This window comes from Pseudomonas sp. Tul2A7 (assembly GCF_054790505.1).
In genome coordinates, this window is the sequence record NZ_CP186499.1 from 183,391 (window position 1) to 205,170 (window position 21,780).

The following is a 21,780-nucleotide window of genomic DNA, read 5'->3' on the forward strand; positions in this document are numbered from 1 at the left end:
AAGGTCTTGTTTGACTGAACGACTTTTCCTACTGCCAGTGAGGTTCCCATGACCGTTACCGTCAATACCGTCTCCGCTGAAGGTTTTCGTCACACCGTACAGATCGATGACCACGAATTGTTTGCCGACGTGCCGAAATCCGCCGGCGGCGAAGGCTCCGCACCTGAGCCACACGACTACTTCGACGCCGCCCTTGGTGCCTGCAAAGCACTGACTTTGAAGATGTACGCGAAGAAGAAAGACATCCCGCTGACCGGCGTTGGTGTCGACGTCAAACGTGACAACAGCGAAGAACAAAAAGGCAAATACGTCCTGCACGTCACCCTCACCCTCAAAGGCGTGCTCACTGACGCTCAGCGCGAGGAGTTGCTGCGCGTCGCCGACCGTTGCCCGATCCACAAGCTGATGACCACCAGCGACGTGACGATCGAAACCCATGCCCCGCAAGGCTTCGACAGCCAGTAATCCTCCTCATGCCAGCGGCGGGTTATGCTTCTGGCATCACCCGCTCAGCCTGGAATGCACCATGGACACGCAACCTCTGATCATCCGCCCGCGCGCCGAAGACGTCGAAGGCCAGCCGATTCTGCGCCCCTTGCCGTCAGCCAAATGCCGCAGCGTTGGGCCGTTCGTGTTTTTTGATCACATGCTCGAGACGGTTTATCCGACGGGCAAAGGCATGAACATCCGACAGCATCCGCACATCGGTCTGTCGACGCTGACATATCTGTTCCAAGGACAAATCCAGCACAAGGACAGCCTGGGCTCCGATCAGGTGGTCGGCGCCGGTGATGTCAGCTGGATGACCGCTGGCAGCGCGATTGCGCATGTTGAACGCACGCCGGAACCGCTGTGGGATCAGAGTTTCACTATGCATGGCTTACAGATCTGGCTGGCGTCGCCCAAGGATCACGAGCAAGGCCCGGGACATTACAGCCATCATCCGGCAGCGACATTGCCGGTCAGCGATAACCTTGGCGTACAGATCCGCATGATTGCCGGGTCAGGCTTTTGCCTGGAATCGCCGGTGCCGGTGCTTTCTCCTACCTTATATGCGGAAGTGAAGATGCAGACCGCGACCACTTTGCTGATTCCGACCGAGCATGAAGAGCGGGCGGTTTATGTGCTGAGTGGGGATGCGCAGCTGAATGGCGAGGCGATCGAGCCGCATGCGCTGGTGGTGCTGCCGGTTGGTGAAGAGATGAGCCTGTTTGCCGAGAGCGATGTGCACGCGGTGGTGTTCGGCGGCGCGCCGCTGGACGGGCCGCGGCGGATCAACTGGAATTTTGTCGCGAGCGATCCGGCGGCGATTGATGAGGCGCGGCGCAAATGGGCGAACGGGGACTGGCCGACGGTGCCGGGGGAAGTTGAGCGGATCGAGTTGCCGCGCTGAAAAGCTACCCTCACCCCAGCCCTCCCGAAACGTCGGACCGCCCATAGGGAGAAGGAGCCGACCGAGGTGTCCGGGGTAATACATCGACCTGAAAAATCTTGGCGATTATGGATTCAGCACAGCCCTTTCAGGTCGGCGTTACCCTCAAGCATCCCCCAATCAGTCCCCTCTCCCTTTGGGAGAGGGTTAGGGTGAGGGGCTTTTGCTTTTCAGGCTTTTAGCCCTTGAACACTTCATCCAGCAAATCATGCATCGACTTGAACGCGCGCTTGGCGGTTTTCTCGTCGTACATCATCTTGCCCGGCACATTCGCATGCGGGTCAGTGAACGAGTGCACCGCACCGCCGTAGCTCAGCAACTGCCAATCGACCTTCGCCGCATTCATCTCGTCTTCAAACGCCGGCAACTGCTCTTTCGGCACCAATGGATCGGCAGCACCGTGCAGCACCAGCACCGCGCCCTTGATGTTCTGCGCATCCGCCGGGTTCGGCGAATCCAGCGTACCGTGGAACGACACCGCGGCCTTCACCGGCGCACCGGTGCGCGCCAGATCCAGTGCACAGCAACCGCCAAAGCAGAACCCAAACACCGCCAGCTTCGAAGTATCCACCGCCGCTTCGCCCTGCTTCTGCAACTGCTCGAACGCCGCTTGCATACGCTTGCGCAGCAACGCACGGTCATCCTTCAGCGGCATCATCGCCGCACCCGCCTGATCAGCATTCTGCGGACGCACAGCCTGACCGTAGACGTCAGCAATCAACACCACGTAGCCCTTGGCCGCCACCGACTTGGCGATCTCTTCTGCACCGGCGCTGACGCCCATCCAGTTCGGCGCCATCAACAAACCCGGACGCGCGCCCTTATGCTCGGCATCGAACGCCAGACGACCTTCATAAGGCTGGCCGTCAATTTGATAGACCACGGAACGTACAGTGACTTGGCTCATTTCTGACTCCTGATTGGTTAAACACCAGAATGAAAAAACCCGCCGAAGCGGGTTTTTCTACGACTTGGTTAAACCGACAGTTCAACCAGCAGCTTGTTCAGACGGCGCACATACGCCGCCGGATCTTTCAAGCTGTCACCCGCCGCCAGCGCAGCCTGGTCAAAGAGGATGTGCGACAGGTCGCCAAAACGCTCTTCGCTCTGCTCGCCATCGAGTTTCTCGATCAGCGGGTGGCTTGGGTTGAATTCGAAGATCGGCTTCGAATCCGGAACCTTCTGACCGCTGGCTTCGAGGATCTGGCGCATTTGCAGACCCAGATCCTGCTCGCCGATGGCCAGAATGGCCGGCGAATCGGTCAGACGATGGGAAACCCGAACTTCCGCCACGGAATCGCCCAGCGCGGTTTTCAGACGCTCGACCAGACCTTCTTTGGACTTGGCGACTTCTTCCGCAGCTTTCTTGTCCTCTTCCGAGTCCAGGTTGCCCAGATCAAGATCACCACGTGCCACGTCGACAAAGGTCTTGCCGTCGAACTCGCTGAGGTAGCTCATCAGCCACTCGTCGATACGGTCGGTCAGCAGCAGCACTTCGATGCCTTTCTTGCGGAAGACTTCCAGGTGCGGGCTGTTCTTGACCTGCGCGTAGGTTTCGCCGGTGAGGTAGTAGATCTTGTCCTGACCTTCCTTGGCGCGTGCCAGGTAGTCAGCCAGACCAACGATCTGCTCGCCTTCGTCGCCGTTGGTCGATGCGAAACGCAACAGACCGGCAATTTTTTCCTTGTTGGCGAAGTCTTCTGCCGGGCCTTCTTTCATGACCTGACCGAAGTTCTTCCAGAAGCCTTTGTATTGCTCAGGCTCGTTTTTCGCCAGTTTTTCCAGCATGTCGAGCACGCGCTTGGTCAGCGCGGTCTTCATCGAATCGATAATCGGGTCTTTCTGAAGGATCTCGCGCGACACGTTCAGCGACAGATCATTGGAATCGACCACGCCTTTGATGAAGCGCAGGTACAGCGGCAGGAAGGACTCAGCCTGATCCATGACGAACACGCGTTGCACGTAAAGCTTCAGGCCTTTCGGCGCTTCACGCTGGTACAGATCGAACGGTGCGCGAGCCGGCACGTACAGCAGCGAGCTGTACTCAAGCTTGCCTTCGACTTTGTTGTGGCTCCAGGCCAGCGGGTTTTCAAAGTCGTGAGCGATGTGCTTGTAGAACTCCTGGTATTCCTCGTCCTTCACTTCAGTGCGCGGACGGGTCCACAGAGCGCTGGCGCGGTTGACGGTTTCCCACTCAACGGCCGGGGCTTCTTCGCCTTCGGCAGCTGCAGCTTCTTTCGGCAGCTCGATCGGCAAAGCGATGTGGTCGGAGTACTTCTTGATGATGTTGCGCAACCGCCAGCCATCAGCGAATTCGTCTTCTGCCGCTTTCAGGTGCAGAACGATACGGGTGCCGCGCTCTGGTTTGTCGATGGTGGCGACTTCGAACTCGCCCTCGCCTTTCGACGACCAGTGCACGCCTTCGCTGGCCGGGGTGCCGGCGCGACGGCTGTATACGTCAACCTGGTCGGCAACGATGAACGCAGAGTAGAAGCCCACACCGAACTGACCGATCAGGTGCGAATCTTTCTTCTGATCGCCCGAGAGATTTTTCATGAAATCAGCGGTGCCGGATTTGGCGATGGTCCCCAGGTGGGTGATCACATCGTCACGGTTCATGCCGATACCGTTGTCTTCGAGGGTGACGGTCTTGGCGTCCTTGTCGAAGCTCACACGGATTTTCAGATCAGCGCCACCTTCGAGCAACTCTGGCTTGGCCAGGGCTTCGAAGCGCAGCTTGTCGACAGCGTCAGAGGCGTTCGAGATCAATTCGCGAAGGAAAATTTCCTTGTTGGAATACAGCGAATGGATCATGAGGTGCAGCAGCTGCTTTACCTCGGTCTGGAAGCCCAGGGTTTCCTTTTGAGTTTCCACACTCATGGTCATCAAACTCCAATCAGATGGCAGTGGCCGCGACCCGAAATGGTCGGCGGCGGGTTGTCTTGTGAGTTTGGGGCGCTGTTCAGGATTTCAAGGGCTCATCGATTTTGAAGTGTGCACGAGCGGTGGCAATCGGTTCGCCTTCGGTGCTTTGCCAGGCGGTGATGGCGACGTTGGCGACTCGCCTGCCCTGGCGGCAGACCTGACATCTGGCCCAGGTGTCGCGAAACTGCCCGGCGCGCAGGTAATCAAGGGAGAAATCGATAATCTTCGGCACGCCGGGCGCGCCGGTGAAAATCAACAGATGCAGGGCAGCAGCCAGCTCCATGAATCCGGCAATCACCCCGCCGTGGATGGCCGGCAATAAAGGGTTACCAATGTTGTCCTTGTTCGCCGGCAGCTTGAACAACAGTTCATCGCCAACGCGCGAACATTCAATGCCGATCAGACCGGCGTACGGGATCATTTTCAGCAACGGCGCATAGTCGCCTTCCGCATGGGCCTGTTGCAGTTGTTGCTTGAGGTCTTCGCTCACCGACTTTCTCCCTTGATCGCGCCGCCGAAACCTTTGGTGCCTCTAAGGCCCTTGCCCATGCGCATGAAGGTGCCGACAACATGGGCGATGGGCTGCTCGGGATCATCCTGGTAAGCGAAGCCGCGGGCGAAGATCACATCGGTGGTCACCCGATAGCACTGAGCGAAGCCATACACCGCTTTATTCGGCACCGCGGCGTGCATGTAATCGATGCGCAGGTCGAGCGTCGGGCAAACCTCGAATTCCGGCAGCACGCACAACGTCGACATGCCACAGGCTGTGTCCATCAACGCCGTAATCGCGCCGCCATGAATCACGCCGGTTTCCGGGTTGCCGACGATTTGTGGGCTGTACGGCAGGATCACGGTCAGCCCTTCGCTTGAGGCGCTGTGCACCTGTAAACCCAGTACCTGACAGTGACGCAACGCCGATAGAAATCGCGTCGCACGCTCAAAAACGGGGTTTTCGGCCATATGATAATTACTCTCGTTAGAGCCTTTTGCCAGTAGTAAGCAAAACAGCAAAAGTTCCGTGTAAAAACAAACTTATATATCTGAAAGAAATGAGGAACTTAACCTGTAGCGCCGAGTTCTTAAGGCCAGTAGTTATTTTCCATAAGGAGAAACACCCCATGCGTAAGACTTTTGCTATTGCCTTGATGTTGACCGCTTCCCTCGGTCTCGCTGCCTGCGATAAAAAATCCGAGGACAAAGCTCAAGATGCCAACCAACATGCTGAACAAGCTCAGCAAGACATGAACAAAGCTCAGGATAAAGTGAACGACGCTGCGAAAGAAAACGCCGAAGCTGCCAAAGCTCAGGCTGAATCGAACCAGGCCGCACAAGAAGAAGCTGCCAAGAAGCAATAATTCGCTTTTTGCTGCAGAAAAAGAAAACCCGCCAAGTGCGGGTTTTCTTTTGCCTGCCATTTAGCGGCACGCTCGACTTAGAGCAAGACAGTTCTAAAAGTCGGACTAATCATCAGCAACAGCGAACAGACTAAACCAACTAGCCATACCAGACTGCGCAGCTTGGGCAGATCGGCCAGATACAACCACAAGTAGAGGATCCGCGCGATCACGAAGATGATTGCCAATGTATCGATCAGCCAGCCTGCCGTTTGCGTGGTGTGCGCCATCAACACACCGACTGCGAACAGGATGAAAGCTTCGATACTGTTCTGGTGAGCCGCCAGCGCCCTCGCACCGTAACCGGTCAGTTGCGCCTGTTGCTGGCGCGGCAGGTGATTGTTGTACCCCCCCTGCTCTTTCATCGCTTTGCCCACCGGCATACGCGCGATATAGATCATCAGTGCACTGATAAACACACACCAGAACGGAATACTCATCAAGCAGCCTCTTTGTTCGCCTCGGGGATGGGCGCCTCTGTAGGGGTATAGACCATTACATCGAGAACGTCGGAATGAAACTCGCGGCGGTACAAGACCAATACCACCCCGGCGCTCATCAGCATGAACAGCCACGGGCTGACAAACCAGGCCAGCATGGTCATGCCGAAGTAGTAAGAGCGCAGCCCGAAGTTGAACTGGTTGGCCGCCATCGAAATCACCCGTGCCGCCCGCGCAGCGAACGCCTTGCGCTCCTGTTCGGAAACATGTCGTTCCCCGATCATCGGCGCCGATCCAACCAACACGGCCGCGAAGTTGTACTGCCGCATACACCAACTGAAGGTGAAGAATGCGTAGACGAACACCATCGCCAGACACAGCAACTTGATTTCCGACATGCCCTGCGACGCCTGTTGCACCATCGGAATGTCTGCCAGCAACGACACTGCCCGCTCGGACGCGCCAAGTACGGTGAGAATACCGGCGAGGATAATCAGCGTGCTTGAGGCGAAGAACGAAGCGTTGCGCTCAAGGTTGCCGATCACGCTGGCGTCGGCAATGCGGTTGTCACGCAGGAGCATGCGGCGCATCCAGTCTTCGCGGTACAGGTGCAGCACACTGGCCAGGCACGCTGTGTCGCGGCCCTTCCAGGAGGCATAACGGGTATAACCGCCCCAACAGATGACAAACCAGACGGCGGCGAGCAAGTGAATCAGGTTGGCTTGGATGAACGACATTCGTTTTCCTGAGCATGAGGAGTGATTGGGGTAAACCTCTGTTTCGACGTATTGGCTCGCAAAAAGACACGCTCATTCGACAGTCGAATTTTTTCAAAAATAGACCGTCGCTATTAATTTGCGAAGGCTGATACCTGTCAACTGTGACAGTAGCAGCGAGGCTGAGGCGGGCATAAGGTTGTCTCTGACGAGGGAATTCTGACAGGCACGCTTATCCATACAAGGACTCAATCATGACGCCTTCGAACGCTGCACTGCCCATTGACACAACATTTGGTAACCAGGGGTACACCGACTCTTTTGCTCTGGGAAGCCAGGCTTTGAGCATCGCAGGCCTGCGCCCGGACGGGAAAATTTTTCTCGTGGGACAGACCTTTGTACAAGGCAAGGCCAGTTTTCATCTGGCGCAGTTACTTGCGAACGGTAAGAACGATACTGACTTTGGCGACAACGGATTGACCGTTGGCACGTTTACAGGTTCGGGTCAGGCCAGCGGGAGTGGTGCCTGTCTCTATAAAGATGGAAAGGCACTGCTTTTCGGGTACCAATATGATGAGGGCGAAGGGACGCGTTTTGCCCTCGCGAGATTCTTGATTGATGGTAAAAGAGATGCCATTTTCGGAACGGTTTACATCCCCTTCCTTCCGCAGCCCGAATCGCAACCGTCAAAACCAGGGGCTTTCGCTGACTCGAGTTCCAGAACCAGGGTAGTACTGACCGCTGATGAAAAAATTCTCGTCGGTCAAAGCAACCGATTGTTCAGACTTGATCAGAAAGGAATTTTTGATACCACTTTTAACGGCAAAGGCTGGTTAGATATTGCACCGAACATCTCTTCGATTTCGGTTGCTGAGAATGGAGTCATCACAGTCGCAGGCACGACAGCGGCCTCTCGAAACGGAGTGATCGTGCGTCTGAATGTAAATGGAACGCCCGATGAAGACTTCGGCGATGATGGCACTGGAACTGTCTACCTCCCATCTGATTACCCGACCAGCGTACGAAGCCTGATGCTACGTGCTGACGGCAGTTTTTTTGTTGCCGGCGAAGTCGACACCGCTCCTAACGACGTTTGGGGTAAAGGGCGCAGGGGAATGATGGCCGCGTACAACCCGGACGGTAAACCAAATATTGCATTCAATCAGGGTAAGCCTATCGTCACTGATCTTGGATTAACCGACGGTTGCAGTTGGTTCGATCTGAGTGGGGAGCCCAAGGATGGTCTGGTCGTGGTGGGAGGTACAGGGCAAAGAACGAGGGAGCAAATGCTCGCCTGCCGCTATCTGGCAACAGGTGAACTGGACACAACCTTTGGTGAAGGCAAGGGATACGTTACTCACTACCTGGGGCCTGGTATGCAGTGGATTTCGGTGGCAGTGCAGCCCGACAAGCGAATACTCCTGAGCCGCGCAAGCGACAACATCAATTTAGGGGCTCTGGTCGTACGTTATCAGGGCTGAGAATTATCAGCTTTCATAAAAAATGCCCCGTATCGATTGATACGGGGCATTTCTGTTTAAGCGTTGAAGACCCGCTTATGGCGGGTCAGGCAACATCAGGCAACCGCTTCGCTGCGCTTGCCCAGCAGGCGATCGTAAACCACTGCAACCACCAGCGTCATCACACACGGCACCAACCAGGCCAGGCCCTGCTCGCTCAGCGGCAGGTGCGCCAACTGCGATGGCATCCAGCCGGCCAGACCGGCGCCTTTCAGCGCGTCGATGGTGCCGAAGATGAACGACACCAGCATCACCGGACCGAGGATACGGCCGTGCTCATGCCAGAAGTCTTTGCAGAAGCTCAGCGCCACCAACACGATGCACGGCGGATAGATTGCGGTCAGCACCGGAATCGAGAAGGCAATCAGCTTGGTCAGGCCCAGGTTGGACACCAGCAGCGAGAACGCCGCCAGAATGATCACCAGAGTCTTGTAGGACAGTGGCAATACACGGCTGAAGTATTCGGCACAGGCACAAGTCAGACCGACCGCCGTCACCAGACACGCCAGCGAGATCAGCACCGCGAGGAAACCGCTGCCCAACGAACCGAAGGTGTGTTGCACGTAGGCGTGCAATACCGCCGCGCCGTTGGTCGCGCCTGCTGCCACTTCGTGGCTGCCGGAACCAAGGCGGAACAGGCTGACATACACCAGCGCCAGACCGACACCGGCAATCAGCCCGGCGATGATCGCGTAACGGGTGATCAGCGCCGGCGACTCGACGCCACGGGAGCGGATCGCGTTAACGATGACGATGCCGAACACCAGTGCACCCAAGGTATCCATGGTCAGGTAACCATTGATGAACCCTTGGGAGAACGGTGCCGCCACGTACTCAGGCGTGCCATGGCCGATGTCACCCGCCGGCAAGGCGAATGCAGCGATACCAAGGACCGCCAGCGCGATGATCTTCAATGGCGCGAGGAAGCGGCCAACGGTGTCCAGCAAACGCCCAGGGTAGAGCGAGATGAAGAACACCAGCAGGAAGTACACCGAGCTGTAGAGGAAAAGTGCCAGCGGGCTTTCGCCGGTCAGCGGCGCCAAGCCTACTTCAAAGGATACGGTCGCGGTACGCGGAGTGGCGAACAACGGGCCGACTGCCAGGTAGCACGCTGCCGCCAGAATGCCGCCAGCGATCTTGCCGATCGGGCTGCTCAGCGCATCCATTGCCCCACCGACCTTGGCCAGTGCAACGACGGTGATCACCGGCAGACCGACCGCGGTGATCAGGAAGCCCAGTGCAGCCATCCAGACGTGAGGTCCGGCCTGCAAGCCAACGATAGGCGGGAAGATAATGTTGCCAGCCCCTACGAACAGGGCAAATGTCATAAAGCCAAGTGCCAGGATGTCCTGACCTTTCAAAACTTTCATTAAGGTAATACCACACTACTGAATCGGAATTTAGAGGGGGATTGCCCTGTGTAATTAGGGAAATGCTGTCGATCCGTATGGGACTGACCCTTAAAGCGCGTTGCATGCCTTGTGGGCGGCAGACGCAAAAATGGCTGCTAGCCTAACGAATTTGCTGTGCAAACGCACTGTTAGAGGGCGAACTATCCGATACGCGACGTTTCCGTGTCGCGTTTTTGCATGTAATTGGGGGCAAGCCTATAAATCAGCGAGTGCCAGAAACGACAAAGGCCACCCGAAGGTGGCCTTTGTTTGGTGAAGCGTCAGCTAAGCGCGAGGCTTACTTGACAGCCCAACCGGTCAGCTCGGCCAGGGCCTTGCCGATGTCTGCCAGCGAACGCACGGTTTTCACGCCTGCGTCTTGCAGAGCAGCGAATTTCTCGTCTGCAGTGCCTTTGCCGCCAGAGATGATTGCGCCAGCATGGCCCATGCGCTTGCCCGGAGGAGCAGTCACACCAGCAATGTAGGAAACAACCGGCTTGGTCACGTGTGCCTTGATGTAGGCAGCCGCTTCTTCTTCAGCCGAACCGCCGATCTCACCGATCATCACGATCGCTTCGGTCTTCGGGTCTTCCTGGAACAGCTTCAGGATGTCGATGAAGTTCGAACCCGGGATCGGGTCACCACCGATGCCGACGCAAGTCGACTGACCGAAACCGGCGTCAGTAGTCTGCTTAACAGCTTCGTAGGTCAGGGTGCCGGAACGCGAAACGATACCGACTTTGCCTGGCAAGTGAATGTGACCTGGCATGATGCCGATCTTGCACTCGCCCGGAGTGATAACGCCTGGGCAGTTAGGGCCGATCAGGACTACGCCCAGCTCGTCGCACTTAACTTTAGCGTCCAGCATGTCCAGGGTAGGAATGCCTTCGGTGATGCAAACGATCAGCTTGATGCCGCCGAATGCCGCTTCCAGGATCGAATCTTTGCAGAAAGGAGCCGGAACGTAGATCACGGAAGCGGTAGCGCCAGTGGCTTCTACTGCGTCTTTAACGGTGTTGAACACTGGCAGACCCAGGTGCTCGGTGCCGCCTTTGCCTGGAGTTACGCCGCCAACCATCTTGGTGCCGTATTCGATGGCTTGCTGGGTGTGGAAACTACCTTGCGAACCGGTAATACCCTGGCAGATAACTTTGGTGTCTTTATTGATCAGGACGCTCATTATTTGCCCTCCGCAGCTTTGACAACTTGTTGAGCAGCGTCGGTCAGGCTGGTAGCAGCGATGATGTTCAAACCGCTTTCTGCCAGTACTTTAGCGCCCAGCTCAGCGTTGTTGCCTTCAAGGCGAACAACAACCGGGATTTTCACGCCGACTTCTTTCACAGCGCCGATGATGCCTTCGGCAATCATGTCGCAGCGAACGATGCCGCCGAAGATGTTGACCAGTACTGCAGCGACGTTGGTGTCGGACAGGATGATCTTGAACGCTTCAGTTACGCGTTCTTTGGTAGCGCCACCACCTACGTCGAGGAAGTTGGCTGGCTTGCCGCCATGCAGGTTGACGATGTCCATGGTACCCATGGCCAGGCCAGCACCGTTGACCATGCAGCCGATGTTGCCTTCCAGTGCTACATAGTTCAGTTCGAACTTGGCAGCGTGCGCTTCGCGCGGATCGTCTTGCGACGGATCGTGGAAAGTCTTCAGCTTAGGCTGACGGTACATTGCGTTGGCGTCGATGTTGATCTTGGCGTCCAGGCAGTGCAGATCGCCGTCAGCCTTGATCACCAGCGGGTTCACTTCCAGCAGAGCCAGGTCGTGATCCTTGAACAGTTTGGCCAGACCTACGAAGATCTTGGCGAACTGAGCAACCTGCTTGCCTTCCAGACCCAGCTGGAATGCCAGCTCGCGACCCTGGAATGGCTGAGCGCCAACCAGTGGATCGATAGTGGCCTTGAGAATTTTTTCTGGAGTGTCGTGAGCGATTTTCTCGATGTCCACGCCACCTTCGGTGGAAGCCATGAACACGATGCGACGGCTCGAACGGTCAACGACAGCGCCCAGGTACAGCTCTTTAGCGATATCAGTGCACGATTCAACCAGGATCTTGGTGACTGGCTGGCCATTGGCGTCAGTCTGGTAAGTCACCAGACGCTTGCCCAGCCACTGCTGTGCGAAGGCTTTGGCGTCTTCTTTGCTGCGAACCAGCTTGACGCCGCCCGCTTTACCGCGACCACCGGCGTGGACCTGGGCTTTGACAACCCACTCGCTGCCGCCGATTTTGTCGCAAGCTTCTGCTGCTGCTTCCGGGGTGTCTACTGCGTAACCAGTGGAAACTGGCAGGCCGTATTCAGCGAACAGCTGCTTACCCTGATACTCGTGAAGATTCATGCTTTTTACCGTCTTCGTTAGGTACTGCGCATTCGGCGCTGCGCTCGTTTGAGTGCCGCGCCACCTGTGACTGCTGCTTGCGTAGCTGAGCTACGCAAGACTGCGTCCAGCGGACATTCCGCGGTGAGTCTTGCTCGCAAGGCTCACGACGGGCCGTTACCGCCGTGGTTTCTTATTGTGTCTTAACGCTTCTTGCGGTTGGCAATGTGGATGGCGCCGCCATTCACAGCCAGAGCAGCTTCGTGCAAGGCTTCAGACAGGGTCGGATGGGAGAAAACCATCATGCCCAGGTCTTCAGCGCTGGTGCCGAATTCCATACCGATCGCGCCCTGCTGAACCAGTTCTGCAGCGCTCGGGCCAATCACGTGCACGCCCAATACGCGGTCAGTCTTGGCATCAGCGATGACCTTGACGAAACCACCGGTATCGTTGGCGGCCATGGCACGGCCGGAAGCGGCGAACGGGAAGGTGCCGACGTTAACTTCAACGCCTTCAGCTTTCAAGGCCTGCTCGGTTTTGCCAACCCACGCGATTTCCGGGTGAGTATAAATAACCGAAGGGATCAGGTCATAGTTCATCTGGGCTTTGTGGCCCTTGATGCGCTCGACAACCATGATGCCTTCTTCCGATGCCTTGTGCGCCAGCATCATGCCGCGAACCACGTCACCAATGGCGAAAACGCCCGGTACGGTGGTCGCGCAGTGATCGTCAACGTGCACGAAACCGCGCTCGTCGAGGGTCACGCCGCTGTCGGAAGCCAGCAGATCAGTGGTCACCGGACGGCGACCAACGGCTACGATCAGCTTGTCGAACGTGATGGTCTGTTCGCCGTTGGCATCGGTGTAGTTCACAACGACTTCGTCGCCGTTCACTTTCGAGCCGGTCACGCGAGCGCCCAGCTTGATGTCCAGACCCTGTTTGGTCAGGGTTTTCAGGGCTTCCTTGGAAACAGCGGTGTCCGCTGCCATCAGGAAAGTATCCAGCGCTTCCAGAACAACCACTTCCGAACCCAGACGCGACCACACCGAACCCAGTTCCAGACCGATCACGCCAGCGCCGATCACGCCCAGACGCTTAGGTACGGTCTGGAATTCCAGTGCGCCAGTCGAGTCAACGATGACTTTCTGATCAACCGGAGCCGGCGGAATGTCGATCGGACGCGAACCTGGAGCCAGGATGACGTTTTCAGCTTCGATGACTTCAACCGAACCGTCTGGCTTGGTGACTTCGACTTTCTTGCCAGCCAGCAGTTTGCCGTGGCCCTGAATCGAAGTAACGCCGTTGGCCTTGAACAGGGTGGCAACGCCGCCGGTCAGGTTCTTGACGATGCCAGCCTTGCGGCCAACCATCGCAGCGACGTCCATTTTGACTTCGCCGGTCGAGATACCGTGAACATTGAAGCTTTCTTTCGCTTCCTTGTATTTCCAGGAGCTGTCGAGCAGCGCCTTGGAAGGAATGCAGCCCACGTTCAGGCAGGTGCCGCCCAGGGCTTGCTTGCCTTCTGCGTCGGTGTACTTCTCGATGCAGGCAGTGGTCAGACCCAGCTGCGCCGCCTTGATGGCAGCCACGTAGCCACCAGGGCCAGCACCGATCACTACTACGTCAAATTTCTGCGACATTCAAAAAATCCTCTTTAGCGAAAAGCTTCAAGCCGCGCGCTCCAAGCCAAGCTGCCCTTTCCTGCAGCTTGAAACTTGTAGCCCGCGACTGCTTCTATCAGATATCCAGCAACAGACGAGCCGGATCTTCCAGCAGGTTCTTGATGGTCACCAGGAAGGTCACAGCTTCTTTGCCATCGATCAGACGGTGATCGTAGGACAGTGCCAGGTACATCATCGGACGGATAACGACCTGACCGTTGATGGCCATAGGACGCTGGATGATGTTGTGCATGCCCAGAATCGCTGCCTGCGGCGGGTTGACGATCGGGGTCGACATCATCGAACCGAAGGTACCACCGTTGGTGATGGTGAAGGTACCACCGGTCATCTCGTCCATCGACAGTTTGCCGTCACGGGCTTTTTTGCCGAATGTTGCGATGCCGCCTTCGATTTCAGCCAGGCTCATCAGCTCGGCGTTACGCAGAACCGGAACAACCAGGCCACGGTCGCTGGAAACGGCAACGCCGATGTCCGCGTAACCGTGGTAAACGATGTCGCCGCCGTCGATCGACGCGTTGACAGCCGGGAAGCGTTTCAGCGCTTCGGTGGCCGCTTTCACGAAGAACGACATGAAGCCCAGGCGTACGCCGTTGTGGGACTTCTCGAACAGGTCCTTGTACTTCGAACGCAGGGCCATGACTTCAGTCATGTCGACTTCGTTGAAAGTGGTCAGCATTGCCATGTTCGACTGCGCTTCAACCAGACGCTTGGCCACGGTGGCACGCACGCGGGTCATCGGTACGCGCTTCTCGATGCGGTCGCCAGCGGCGAACACAGGAGCAGCAGCCGAAGGAGCAGCAGCCTTGGCAGGCGCGGCAGCCGGAGCGGCTTTCTTGGCAGCAACAGCAGCCACCACGTCTTCCTTGGTCACACGACCGCCCTTGCCGGTGCCGGCAACGGAAGCGATGTTGATGCCGTTTTCTTCAGCCAGCTTGCGCGCAGCAGGAGCAGCAACAGGATCGTCTTCGCCGTCGGCAGCAGCTGGAGCAGCGGCAGCGGCCGGAGCAGCAGCGGCGGCTGGGGCAGCGGCAGCAGCGCCACCTTCAACGATGGAGCCCAGCACTTCGTCGGACAGGACGGTCTCGCCCTCGCCCTTGACGATTGCGCCCAGCACGCCATCAGCGGTAGCCAGAACTTCCAGTACGACTTTGTCGGTTTCGATGTCGACGATCAGTTCGTCGCGCTTGACGGCGTCGCCCGGTTGTTTGTGCCAGGTGGCAACGGTGCCATCGGCAACCGATTCCGGGAAAGTGGGGGCTTTGATCTCGATAGCCATTATCTGTGGTTCCTTAAATTCGGTTTCAGGTGCGCGAAGGCGTTAAATGGTAAACGCGTCTTGCAGGAGTTTTTCCTGCTGCTCGGCGTGCATCGATGCGTAACCACAAGCTGGGGCAGCAGAAGCCTCACGGCCCGCGTACTCAAGTACGAGAGACTTGTCGAGGTTCCCGATGCTGCGACGCAAGTGGTGCTGGCTGCAGTACCAGGCGCCCTGGTTCATCGGCTCTTCCTGACACCAAACGGCATTCTTGACGTTGGTGTATGGAGCCAGGACTTCTTTCAAGTCGTCCTCAGGGAATGGATACAGCTGCTCGATACGCACGATGGCGATATCTTCACGGCCTTCGGCACGGCGTTTTTCCAGCAGGTCGTAGTAGACCTTGCCGCTACACAGAACAACGCGCTCGACCTTTTTCGGGTCCAGTGCATCGATTTCCGGGATCACGGTCTGGAACGAACCTTCGGCCAGATCTTCCAGGGTCGAGATAGCCAGTTTGTGGCGCAGCAGCGACTTCGGAGTCAGCACGATCAGCGGCTTGCGCAGCGGACGAATCACCTGACGACGCAGCAAGTGGTAGATCTGTGCTGGCGTGGTCGGGACGGCGACCTGAATGTTGTGCTCGGCGCACAATTGCAGGTAACGCTCAAGACGTGCCGAGCTGTGCTCAGGGCCCTGACCTTCATAACCGTGTGGCAGCAACATGGTCAGACCGCAGAGACGGCCCCACTTGTGCTCGCCGCTGGTGATGAACTGGTCGATAACAACCTGTGCACCGTTGGCGAAGTCGCCGAACTGGGCTTCCCAGATCACCAACGCATCCGGCGTGGTGGTCGAGTAACCGTATTCAAACGCCAGTACCGCTTCTTCCGACAGGAACGAGTCGTACAGGTCAAAGCGTGGCTGACCGTCGTACAGGTGCTGCAGAGGAATGTAGGTGCCTGCGTCTTTCTGGTTGTGCAACACAGCGTGACGGTGCGAGAACGTACCGCGGCCGATGTCCTGACCGGTCATGCGGATCGGGTGACCTTCGAACGCCAGGGTCGCGTACGCCATGGTTTCGGCGTAACCCCAGTTGATCGGCAGGCCGCCGGCTTGCATTTTCTGACGGTCTTCGTAGATCTTCGAAACCTGACGCTGAACCACGAAGCCTTCCGGAATTTCCAGCAGCTTGGCGGACAGTTCTTGCAGGGTCTTCAGATCAAAGCGGGTGTCGTGACGCGCAGTCCAGGCGTGGCCCAGATACGGACGCCAGTCCACGAACAGCTCTTTGTTCGGCTCTTTGACCAGCGATTTCACGACGTGCAGACCGTTGTCCAGCGCGTTGCGGTATTCGTCGACTTTCGCCTGAACACGCTCTGCATCAAGAACACCGCCCTGGGTCAGACGATCAGCGTACAGCTCACGGGTAGTGCGCTGTTTGGTGATCTGCTGATACATCAGAGGCTGAGTGCCGCTTGGCTCGTCGGCCTCGTTGTGGCCGCGACGACGGTAGCAGACCAGGTCGATCACCACGTCACGCTTGAACTGCATGCGGTAGTCGATGGCCAGCTGGGTCACGAACAACACGGCTTCCGGATCATCACCATTCACATGGAGGATCGGCGCCTGAATCATCTTGGCAACGTCGGTGGCGTACTCGGTGGAACGCGAGTCCAGCGGGTTGCTGATGGTGAAACCAACCTGGTTGTTGATCACGATGTGCACGGTACCGCCGGTCTTGAAACCGCGGGTCTGCGACATCTGGAAGGTTTCCATGACCACGCCCTGACCTGCGAATGCAGCGTCACCGTGGATGGAGATCGGCAGAACCTTCTCGCCAGTGGCGTCATTACGACGATCCTGACGGGCGCGCACCGAACCTTCGACCACCGGGGAAACGATTTCCAGGTGAGACGGGTTGAACGCCATGGCCAGGTGAACTTCACCGCCGGCGGTCATCACGTTGGACGAGAAGCCCTGGTGATACTTAACGTCACCGGAACCCAGCTCGACCTTCTTCTTGCCTTCGAACTCGTCGAAGAGCTCGCGCGGGTTCTTGCCGAAGGTGTTGACCAGCACGTTCAGACGGCCACGGTGGGCCATGCCGATGACGACTTCCTTGGTGCCGTAGGAACCGGAACGCTGGATCAGTTCGTCGAGCATCGGAATCAGGCTTTCGCCGCCTTCCAGACCGAAACGCTTGGTGCCCGGGTATTTGGTGCCCAGGTATTTTTCCAGGCCTTCACCGGCAGTCACGCGCTCAAGCAGGTGGCTCTTGATGTCGGCGGAGTACGTCGGACGACCACGCACGCTTTCCAGACGCTGCTGGAACCACTGGCGCTGCTCGGAATCGGTGATGTGCGTAAATTCAGCGCCGATGGTGCGGCAATATGTCTGCTGCAACGCTTCGTGAATTTCGCGTAGGCTCGCTTCCTCTTTGCCGATGAACAGGTCGCCGGCACGGAAGGTCGTATCAAGATCGGCATTGGTCAAGCCGTAATGATTGATCGACAGGTCTGCAGGTGCAGGACGCTGCCACAGCCCCAGCGGGTCAAGCTGGGCTGCCTGGTGGCCACGCATACGGTAGGCCTGGATCAATCGCAGCACTTCAACTTGCTTCTTCTCGTGCTCACTGCTCACGCTGCCGGCGGAAACCGGTTGAGCGCGGCGCTGGTTCTTTGCCAGCAGCACGAAATGATCGCGAATTGTCGAGTGCGAAACATCAGTGGCAGAGTTGCCGTCGGCAGGCAACTTCTGAAAGTAGGTGCGCCACTCTTCTGGCACAGCGTTAGGGTCGTGCAGGTAGAGCTCATAAAGCTCTTCCACATAGGCAGCGTTTCCACCTGAAAGGTAGGCGCTGTTCCACATGCGCTGCATCACGCTTTCTTGCATGCTTGGTCACCCTCGGTTAGGGGAACACCATCGATGTCGACACCGAGCAAACTTGCAGAAGTCCGAATGCAGCGACTAAAACAAGCCACTTAGGATCACACTGATAGTCCGGGTACCAGCCCGGATGCCCCTGCTTGTCTCATTTCTTCAAAATAAGAGCGGCAGCTTGTGGCTACTGCTCTGGTTATAGCCATGACGCGGGTTGAAGCCCGCGCCACAGCCTCTACGGTGCAGCGGTTACAGCAGCTGAATCACACGCCGCTCGAAAGCAGCATGTTACGGATGTGACCGATGGCCTTAGTCGGGTTCAGGCCTTTCGGACATACGTTGACGCAGTTCATGATGCCCCGGCAGCGGAAGACGCTGAACGGGTCATCGAGTGAAGCCAGACGCTCGTTGGTCTTGGTATCACGGCTGTCTGCCAGGAAGCGATAAGCTTGCAGCAGCGCAGCTGGACCCAGGAACTTGTCCGGGTTCCACCAGAAGGACGGGCAAGAGGTCGAGCAGCAAGCGCACAGGATGCACTCGTACAGACCGTCGAGCTTTTCACGCTCTTCTGGTGACTGCAGACGCTCGATGGCCGGAGCCGGCGTGTCATTCTGCAGGTAAGGCTTCACCTTCTCGTATTGCTTGTAGAAGATGCTCATATCGACGACCAGGTCACGGATAACCGGCAAACCTGGCAGCGGACGAACGATCAGCTTGTTACCTTTTACAACGGCGGACAGCGGCGTGATGCACGCCAGACCGTTCTTGCCGTTGATGTTCATGCCGTCGGAGCCGCAGACACCTTCACGGCAAGAGCGACGATAGGAGAAACCCTCGTCCTGCTCTTTGATCAGGGCCAGCACGTCCAGCACCATCAGGTCTTTACCACCGGTATCGACCTGGAATTCCTGCATGAACGGCGCAGCGTCCTGATCAGGGTTGTAGCGATAAACACTGACTTTCAACATGGCGGTCACCCTTAATAAGTCCGGACTTTAGGTTCGAAAGTCGGAACAGTCTTCGGCGAGAAGTTCACGGCACGCTTGGTGACGCGCTTGTCACCCGGGAAGTACAGGGTGTGGCACAGCCAGTTTTCGTCGTCACGATCTTCGAAGTCTTCACGGGCGTGAGCACCGCGCGACTCTTTACGGACTTCGGCAGCGATGGCGGTAGCTTCAGCCACTTCCAGCAGGTTTTGCAGTTCCAGCGCTTCGATACGGGCAGTGTTGAACGCCTGCGACTTATCGTTGATCTTCACGTTGGCGATGCGGGTACGCAGGTCAGCGAGCTGAGCGATACCTTTCTGCATGTATTCGCCGGTACGGAACACGCCGAAGTAGTTCTGCATGCAGCTTTGCAGCTCGCGACGCAGGGTTGCCACATCTTCGCCATCAGTACGGCTGTTCAGCGCGTTCAGACGCGACAGGGCAGCTTCGATGTCGGCTTCGGTAGCGTCGTCGTATTCGATGCCGTCGGTCAGCGCTTTTTCCAGGTGCAGACCAGCCGCGCGGCCGAATACCACCAGGTCGAGCAGCGAGTTGCCGCCCAGACGGTTGGCACCGTGCACCGATACGCAAGCCACTTCACCTACTGCGAACAGACCTGGGATGATCTGGTCCACGCCTTCGGCGTTCTGGGTGATCGCCTGGCCGTGAATGTTGGTGGCAACGCCGCCCATCATATAGTGGCAAGTCGGAACAACCGGAACCGGCGCAACAACCGGGTCAACGTGAGCGAAAGTCTTCGACAGTTCGCAGATGCCTGGCAGACGGCTGTGCAGCACTTCCTCGCCCAAGTGGTCGAGTTTGAGCATTACGTGGTCGCCATTCGGACCGCAACCGTTGCCGGCGATGATTTCTTTAACCATCGAGCGAGCAACCACGTCACGACCGGCAAGGTCTTTGGCGTTCGGAGCATAACGCTCCATGAAACGCTCGCCGTGCTTGTTGATCAGGTAACCACCTTCACCACGGCAACCTTCGGTAACCAGTACACCGGCGCCGGCGATGCCGGTCGGGTGGAACTGCCACATCTCGATGTCTTGTACCGGTACGCCAGCACGCAGAGCCATGCCGACGCCGTCACCGGTGTTGATCAGGGCGTTGGTGGTGGAAGCGTAGATACGACCTGCACCGCCGGTAGCCAGTACGGTGGCCTTGGCGCGGATGTAGGTGGTTTCGCCGGTTTCGATGCAGATCGCGATCACACCGACGAATTCGCCTTCCTGGTTTTTCACCAGGTCGACAGCGTAGTACTCGTTCAGGAACGTGGTACCGGCTTTCAGGTTGCCCTGATAAAGGGTGTGCAGCAGTGCGTGGCCGGTACGGTCGGAAGCGGCACAAGTACGTGCAGCCTGACCGCCTTTACCGTAATCCTTGGACTGACCACCGAACGGACGCTGGTAGATACGGCCTTGCTCGGTACGCGAGAACGGCAGACCCATGTGGTCCAGCTCGAAAACGGCAGCCGGGCCTTCCTGACACATGTATTCGATAGCGTCCTGGTCACCGATGTAGTCGGAGCCCTTGACGGTATCGTACATGTGCCAGCGCCAGTCATCGTTCGGGTCAGCGGACGCGATCGCGCAAGTGATGCCGCCCTGAGCGGATACAGTGTGCGAACGGGTCGGGAAAACCTTGGTGATCACGGCAGTCTTGTGACCGCCCTGCGCCAGTTGCAGCGCAGCGCGCATGCCGGCACCGCCACCACCAATAATGATGGCGTCGAAAGAAATCGTTGGAATGTTAGCCATGACTCAGATACCCCAGAGAATCTGCACACCCCAGACGAAGTAAGCGAACATCGCGATGCCGCAAACTGCCTGGAAAAGGAAACGTACTGCGGTCGCGGACTTGCCCAGCGCCATTGGCGTCAGGTAGTCGGTCGCGATGGTCCACATGCCGACCCAGGCGTGAGCGCCAAGGGCAACGAGGGCCAGCAGACTGAAGATACGCATCCCGTTGTGAGCGAACAGGCCGTGCCACTGGTCGTAGCCAATGCCCGGATTCGCTGCAAGGTATCCGATCAGGAAGATGAAATAAGCCGCGAGAACAACCGCAGACACACGTTGCGCCATCCAGTCATAGAGGCCCGAACGCGAAAGGTTCGTAACGCTGGTTACCATATCCAAACTCCTGCCAGAACGATCAGCACCACGGAAATGGCGATGATGATTTTCGAGCCCAGGCGGCCGCCTTCCAGCGTCTCACCGATGCCCATGTCCATGATCAAGTGGCGCACACCGGCTACCAGGTGATACAGCAGAGCGGACAGGAGGCCCCATGCTACGAACTTGGCCAGCGGGCTGGTCAAGCATGCCTTCACTTCGGCAAAACCTTCCTCGGAACCCAGAGACTTGCCCAATGCATAAAGCATGAAGCCGATACCCAGGAAGAGGATGATGCCGGAAACACGGTGAAGAAACGACGTAACGCCGGTGATGGGGAGTTTGATGGTCCTTAGGTCTAGGTTTACAGGTCGTTGGCTTTTCACGGCTTTTTTTTCACACTGAAGAGCCCCTAACAATCAGGGCAAAGTTGTTGGGGAGTGCACTGGTCAGGTAACCACCACCCAGGGATGCGACCCCCAATAAAGCAGGCCCAAAAGCCCTTGGCGGTCGGTGGCCGAGTATAGACAGTTAGGTTACTAATGACAACGCAATCACCTACCCCAAATAGCTGATTGCACAAGTCGTATAAAAGGCGTAAATGGCAGTCAATTTCGAGGAAAAAGTGCGCTTAAAGCCTTCTGGAGCAAGACTTTAGGCAAATTGACATTCGAATTTATCTCACTATAGTGGTGCGGGCCCTGCGTG

General features: G+C 57.4%; 20 protein-coding genes. 4 read left to right on the forward strand and 16 right to left on the reverse strand.

Annotation, left to right across the window (positions count from 1 at the left end; genetic code table 11):
* Positions 1-48: 48 nt before the first annotated feature.
* Together ACOYXJ_RS00920 and ACOYXJ_RS00925 are read left to right on the forward strand one after the other, a co-directional pair.
* A complete protein-coding gene (locus ACOYXJ_RS00920) occupies positions 49-465 on the forward strand; it encodes an OsmC family protein (protein ID WP_150794410.1) in 417 nt (138 codons plus the stop codon).
* Positions 466-526: 61 nt separating this feature from the next.
* Positions 527-1,393, forward strand: coding sequence for a pirin family protein (locus ACOYXJ_RS00925; RefSeq protein ID WP_460367438.1), 867 nt, complete (start codon positions 527-529; stop codon positions 1,391-1,393).
* A gap of 217 nt (positions 1,394-1,610) precedes the next feature.
* Here the strand turns inward: ACOYXJ_RS00925 and ACOYXJ_RS00930 are convergent, their stop codons facing one another.
* The 4 genes from ACOYXJ_RS00930 to ACOYXJ_RS00945 form a co-directional block, all read right to left on the reverse strand.
* Positions 1,611-2,339 (reverse strand): dienelactone hydrolase family protein, encoded by a 729-nt coding sequence (locus ACOYXJ_RS00930; RefSeq protein ID WP_460367440.1) that lies wholly within the window; start codon positions 2,337-2,339, stop codon positions 1,611-1,613.
* 68 nt (positions 2,340-2,407) lie between these two features.
* A complete protein-coding gene (gene htpG / locus ACOYXJ_RS00935; RefSeq protein WP_077572237.1) occupies positions 2,408-4,312 on the reverse strand; it encodes a molecular chaperone HtpG in 1,905 nt (634 codons plus the stop codon).
* An 82-nt stretch (positions 4,313-4,394) separates the two neighbouring features.
* On the reverse strand, positions 4,395-4,847 hold the full coding sequence (locus tag ACOYXJ_RS00940; protein ID WP_460367442.1) for a PaaI family thioesterase: 453 nt from the start codon (positions 4,845-4,847) through the stop codon (positions 4,395-4,397).
* Positions 4,844-5,320, reverse strand: a complete 477-nt coding sequence (locus tag ACOYXJ_RS00945) for a PaaI family thioesterase (RefSeq protein WP_460367444.1) — start codon at positions 5,318-5,320, stop codon at positions 4,844-4,846. Before ACOYXJ_RS00945 ends, ACOYXJ_RS00940 begins: the two co-directional genes overlap by 4 nt.
* Before the next feature lie 158 nt (positions 5,321-5,478).
* Here ACOYXJ_RS00945 and ACOYXJ_RS00950 point away from each other — a divergent pair, with 158 nt between their 5' ends.
* Positions 5,479-5,715 (forward strand): hypothetical protein, encoded by a 237-nt coding sequence (locus ACOYXJ_RS00950; RefSeq protein WP_102900808.1) that lies wholly within the window; start codon positions 5,479-5,481, stop codon positions 5,713-5,715.
* A 77-nt stretch (positions 5,716-5,792) separates the two neighbouring features.
* Here ACOYXJ_RS00950 and ACOYXJ_RS00955 read toward each other — a convergent pair whose 3' ends face one another.
* Positions 5,793-6,194, reverse strand: a complete 402-nt coding sequence (locus ACOYXJ_RS00955) for an MAPEG family protein (RefSeq protein ID WP_460367447.1) — start codon at positions 6,192-6,194, stop codon at positions 5,793-5,795.
* Entirely contained in the window at positions 6,194-6,931 is a 738-nt protein-coding gene (locus tag ACOYXJ_RS00960) for a DUF599 domain-containing protein (RefSeq protein WP_095119943.1), read from the reverse strand. Before ACOYXJ_RS00960 ends, ACOYXJ_RS00955 begins: the two co-directional genes overlap by 1 nt.
* Positions 6,932-7,164: 233 nt before the next feature.
* On the opposite strand from ACOYXJ_RS00960, the gene ACOYXJ_RS00965 reads away from it, so the two are divergent.
* Positions 7,165-8,391: an NHL repeat-containing protein gene (locus ACOYXJ_RS00965; protein ID WP_150794403.1), complete on the forward strand. Its 1,227-nt coding sequence runs from the start codon at positions 7,165-7,167 to the stop codon at positions 8,389-8,391.
* Between the two features lie 95 nt (positions 8,392-8,486).
* Here ACOYXJ_RS00965 and brnQ read toward each other — a convergent pair whose 3' ends face one another.
* From brnQ to sdhC, 10 genes are all read right to left on the reverse strand, one after another.
* Positions 8,487-9,800: a branched-chain amino acid transport system II carrier protein gene (gene brnQ, locus ACOYXJ_RS00970; protein ID WP_460367450.1), complete on the reverse strand. Its 1,314-nt coding sequence runs from the start codon at positions 9,798-9,800 to the stop codon at positions 8,487-8,489.
* A gap of 319 nt (positions 9,801-10,119) precedes the next feature.
* On the reverse strand, positions 10,120-11,001 hold the full coding sequence (gene sucD / locus ACOYXJ_RS00975; RefSeq protein ID WP_008082972.1) for a succinate--CoA ligase subunit alpha: 882 nt from the start codon (positions 10,999-11,001) through the stop codon (positions 10,120-10,122).
* On the reverse strand, positions 11,001-12,167 hold the full coding sequence (gene sucC, locus ACOYXJ_RS00980) for an ADP-forming succinate--CoA ligase subunit beta (protein WP_007919879.1): 1,167 nt from the start codon (positions 12,165-12,167) through the stop codon (positions 11,001-11,003). The genes sucD and sucC overlap by 1 nt, the downstream gene beginning before the upstream one ends.
* A gap of 182 nt (positions 12,168-12,349) precedes the next feature.
* Positions 12,350-13,786: a dihydrolipoyl dehydrogenase gene (gene lpdA / locus ACOYXJ_RS00985; RefSeq protein ID WP_034156249.1), complete on the reverse strand. Its 1,437-nt coding sequence runs from the start codon at positions 13,784-13,786 to the stop codon at positions 12,350-12,352.
* Between the two features lie 97 nt (positions 13,787-13,883).
* Positions 13,884-15,104, reverse strand: a complete 1,221-nt coding sequence (gene odhB / locus ACOYXJ_RS00990) for a 2-oxoglutarate dehydrogenase complex dihydrolipoyllysine-residue succinyltransferase (RefSeq protein ID WP_460367453.1) — start codon at positions 15,102-15,104, stop codon at positions 13,884-13,886.
* A 42-nt stretch (positions 15,105-15,146) separates the two neighbouring features.
* On the reverse strand, positions 15,147-17,978 hold the full coding sequence (locus ACOYXJ_RS00995) for a 2-oxoglutarate dehydrogenase E1 component (RefSeq protein ID WP_093439917.1): 2,832 nt from the start codon (positions 17,976-17,978) through the stop codon (positions 15,147-15,149).
* 251 nt (positions 17,979-18,229) lie between these two features.
* Positions 18,230-18,934 carry a succinate dehydrogenase iron-sulfur subunit gene (locus ACOYXJ_RS01000; RefSeq protein ID WP_007919888.1) on the reverse strand — a complete coding sequence of 235 codons (705 nt, stop codon included), beginning with the start codon at positions 18,932-18,934 and terminating at the stop codon, positions 18,230-18,232.
* Between the two features lie 11 nt (positions 18,935-18,945).
* Positions 18,946-20,718, reverse strand: a complete 1,773-nt coding sequence (gene sdhA, locus ACOYXJ_RS01005; RefSeq protein WP_007919889.1) for a succinate dehydrogenase flavoprotein subunit — start codon at positions 20,716-20,718, stop codon at positions 18,946-18,948.
* Between the two features lie 3 nt (positions 20,719-20,721).
* Complete coding sequence (gene sdhD / locus ACOYXJ_RS01010; protein WP_007919900.1) at positions 20,722-21,090, reverse strand: succinate dehydrogenase, hydrophobic membrane anchor protein; 369 nt, start codon at positions 21,088-21,090, stop codon at positions 20,722-20,724.
* Positions 21,084-21,458 (reverse strand): succinate dehydrogenase, cytochrome b556 subunit, encoded by a 375-nt coding sequence (sdhC, locus tag ACOYXJ_RS01015; RefSeq protein ID WP_038363944.1) that lies wholly within the window; start codon positions 21,456-21,458, stop codon positions 21,084-21,086. Before sdhC ends, sdhD begins: the two co-directional genes overlap by 7 nt.
* Positions 21,459-21,780 lie beyond the last annotated feature (322 nt).

Excerpts from the sequence above, each read along its gene's own strand:
- ACOYXJ_RS00920 (WP_150794410.1), top strand. The coding sequence starts at position 49 with ATGACCGTTACCGTCAATACCGTCTCCGCTGAAGGTTTTCGTCACACC.
- ACOYXJ_RS00925 (WP_460367438.1), top strand. The coding sequence starts at position 527 with ATGGACACGCAACCTCTGATCATCCGCCCGCGCGCCGAAGACGTCGAA.
- ACOYXJ_RS00930 (WP_460367440.1), bottom strand. The coding sequence starts at position 2,339 with ATGAGCCAAGTCACTGTACGTTCCGTGGTCTATCAAATTGACGGCCAG.
- htpG (WP_077572237.1), bottom strand. The coding sequence starts at position 4,312 with ATGAGTGTGGAAACTCAAAAGGAAACCCTGGGCTTCCAGACCGAGGTA.
- ACOYXJ_RS00945 (WP_460367444.1), bottom strand. The coding sequence starts at position 5,320 with ATGGCCGAAAACCCCGTTTTTGAGCGTGCGACGCGATTTCTATCGGCG.
- ACOYXJ_RS00950 (WP_102900808.1), top strand. The coding sequence starts at position 5,479 with ATGCGTAAGACTTTTGCTATTGCCTTGATGTTGACCGCTTCCCTCGGT.
- ACOYXJ_RS00955 (WP_460367447.1), bottom strand. The coding sequence starts at position 6,194 with ATGAGTATTCCGTTCTGGTGTGTGTTTATCAGTGCACTGATGATCTAT.
- ACOYXJ_RS00960 (WP_095119943.1), bottom strand. The coding sequence starts at position 6,931 with ATGTCGTTCATCCAAGCCAACCTGATTCACTTGCTCGCCGCCGTCTGG.
- ACOYXJ_RS00965 (WP_150794403.1), top strand. The coding sequence starts at position 7,165 with ATGACGCCTTCGAACGCTGCACTGCCCATTGACACAACATTTGGTAAC.
- brnQ (WP_460367450.1), bottom strand. The coding sequence starts at position 9,800 with ATGAAAGTTTTGAAAGGTCAGGACATCCTGGCACTTGGCTTTATGACA.
- sucD (WP_008082972.1), bottom strand. The coding sequence starts at position 11,001 with ATGAGCGTCCTGATCAATAAAGACACCAAAGTTATCTGCCAGGGTATT.
- sucC (WP_007919879.1), bottom strand. The coding sequence starts at position 12,167 with ATGAATCTTCACGAGTATCAGGGTAAGCAGCTGTTCGCTGAATACGGC.
- lpdA (WP_034156249.1), bottom strand. The coding sequence starts at position 13,786 with ATGTCGCAGAAATTTGACGTAGTAGTGATCGGTGCTGGCCCTGGTGGC.
- odhB (WP_460367453.1), bottom strand. The coding sequence starts at position 15,104 with ATGGCTATCGAGATCAAAGCCCCCACTTTCCCGGAATCGGTTGCCGAT.
- ACOYXJ_RS00995 (WP_093439917.1), bottom strand. The coding sequence starts at position 17,978 with ATGCAAGAAAGCGTGATGCAGCGCATGTGGAACAGCGCCTACCTTTCA.
- ACOYXJ_RS01000 (WP_007919888.1), bottom strand. The coding sequence starts at position 18,934 with ATGTTGAAAGTCAGTGTTTATCGCTACAACCCTGATCAGGACGCTGCG.
- sdhA (WP_007919889.1), bottom strand. The coding sequence starts at position 20,718 with ATGGCTAACATTCCAACGATTTCTTTCGACGCCATCATTATTGGTGGT.
- sdhD (WP_007919900.1), bottom strand. The coding sequence starts at position 21,090 with ATGGTAACCAGCGTTACGAACCTTTCGCGTTCGGGCCTCTATGACTGG.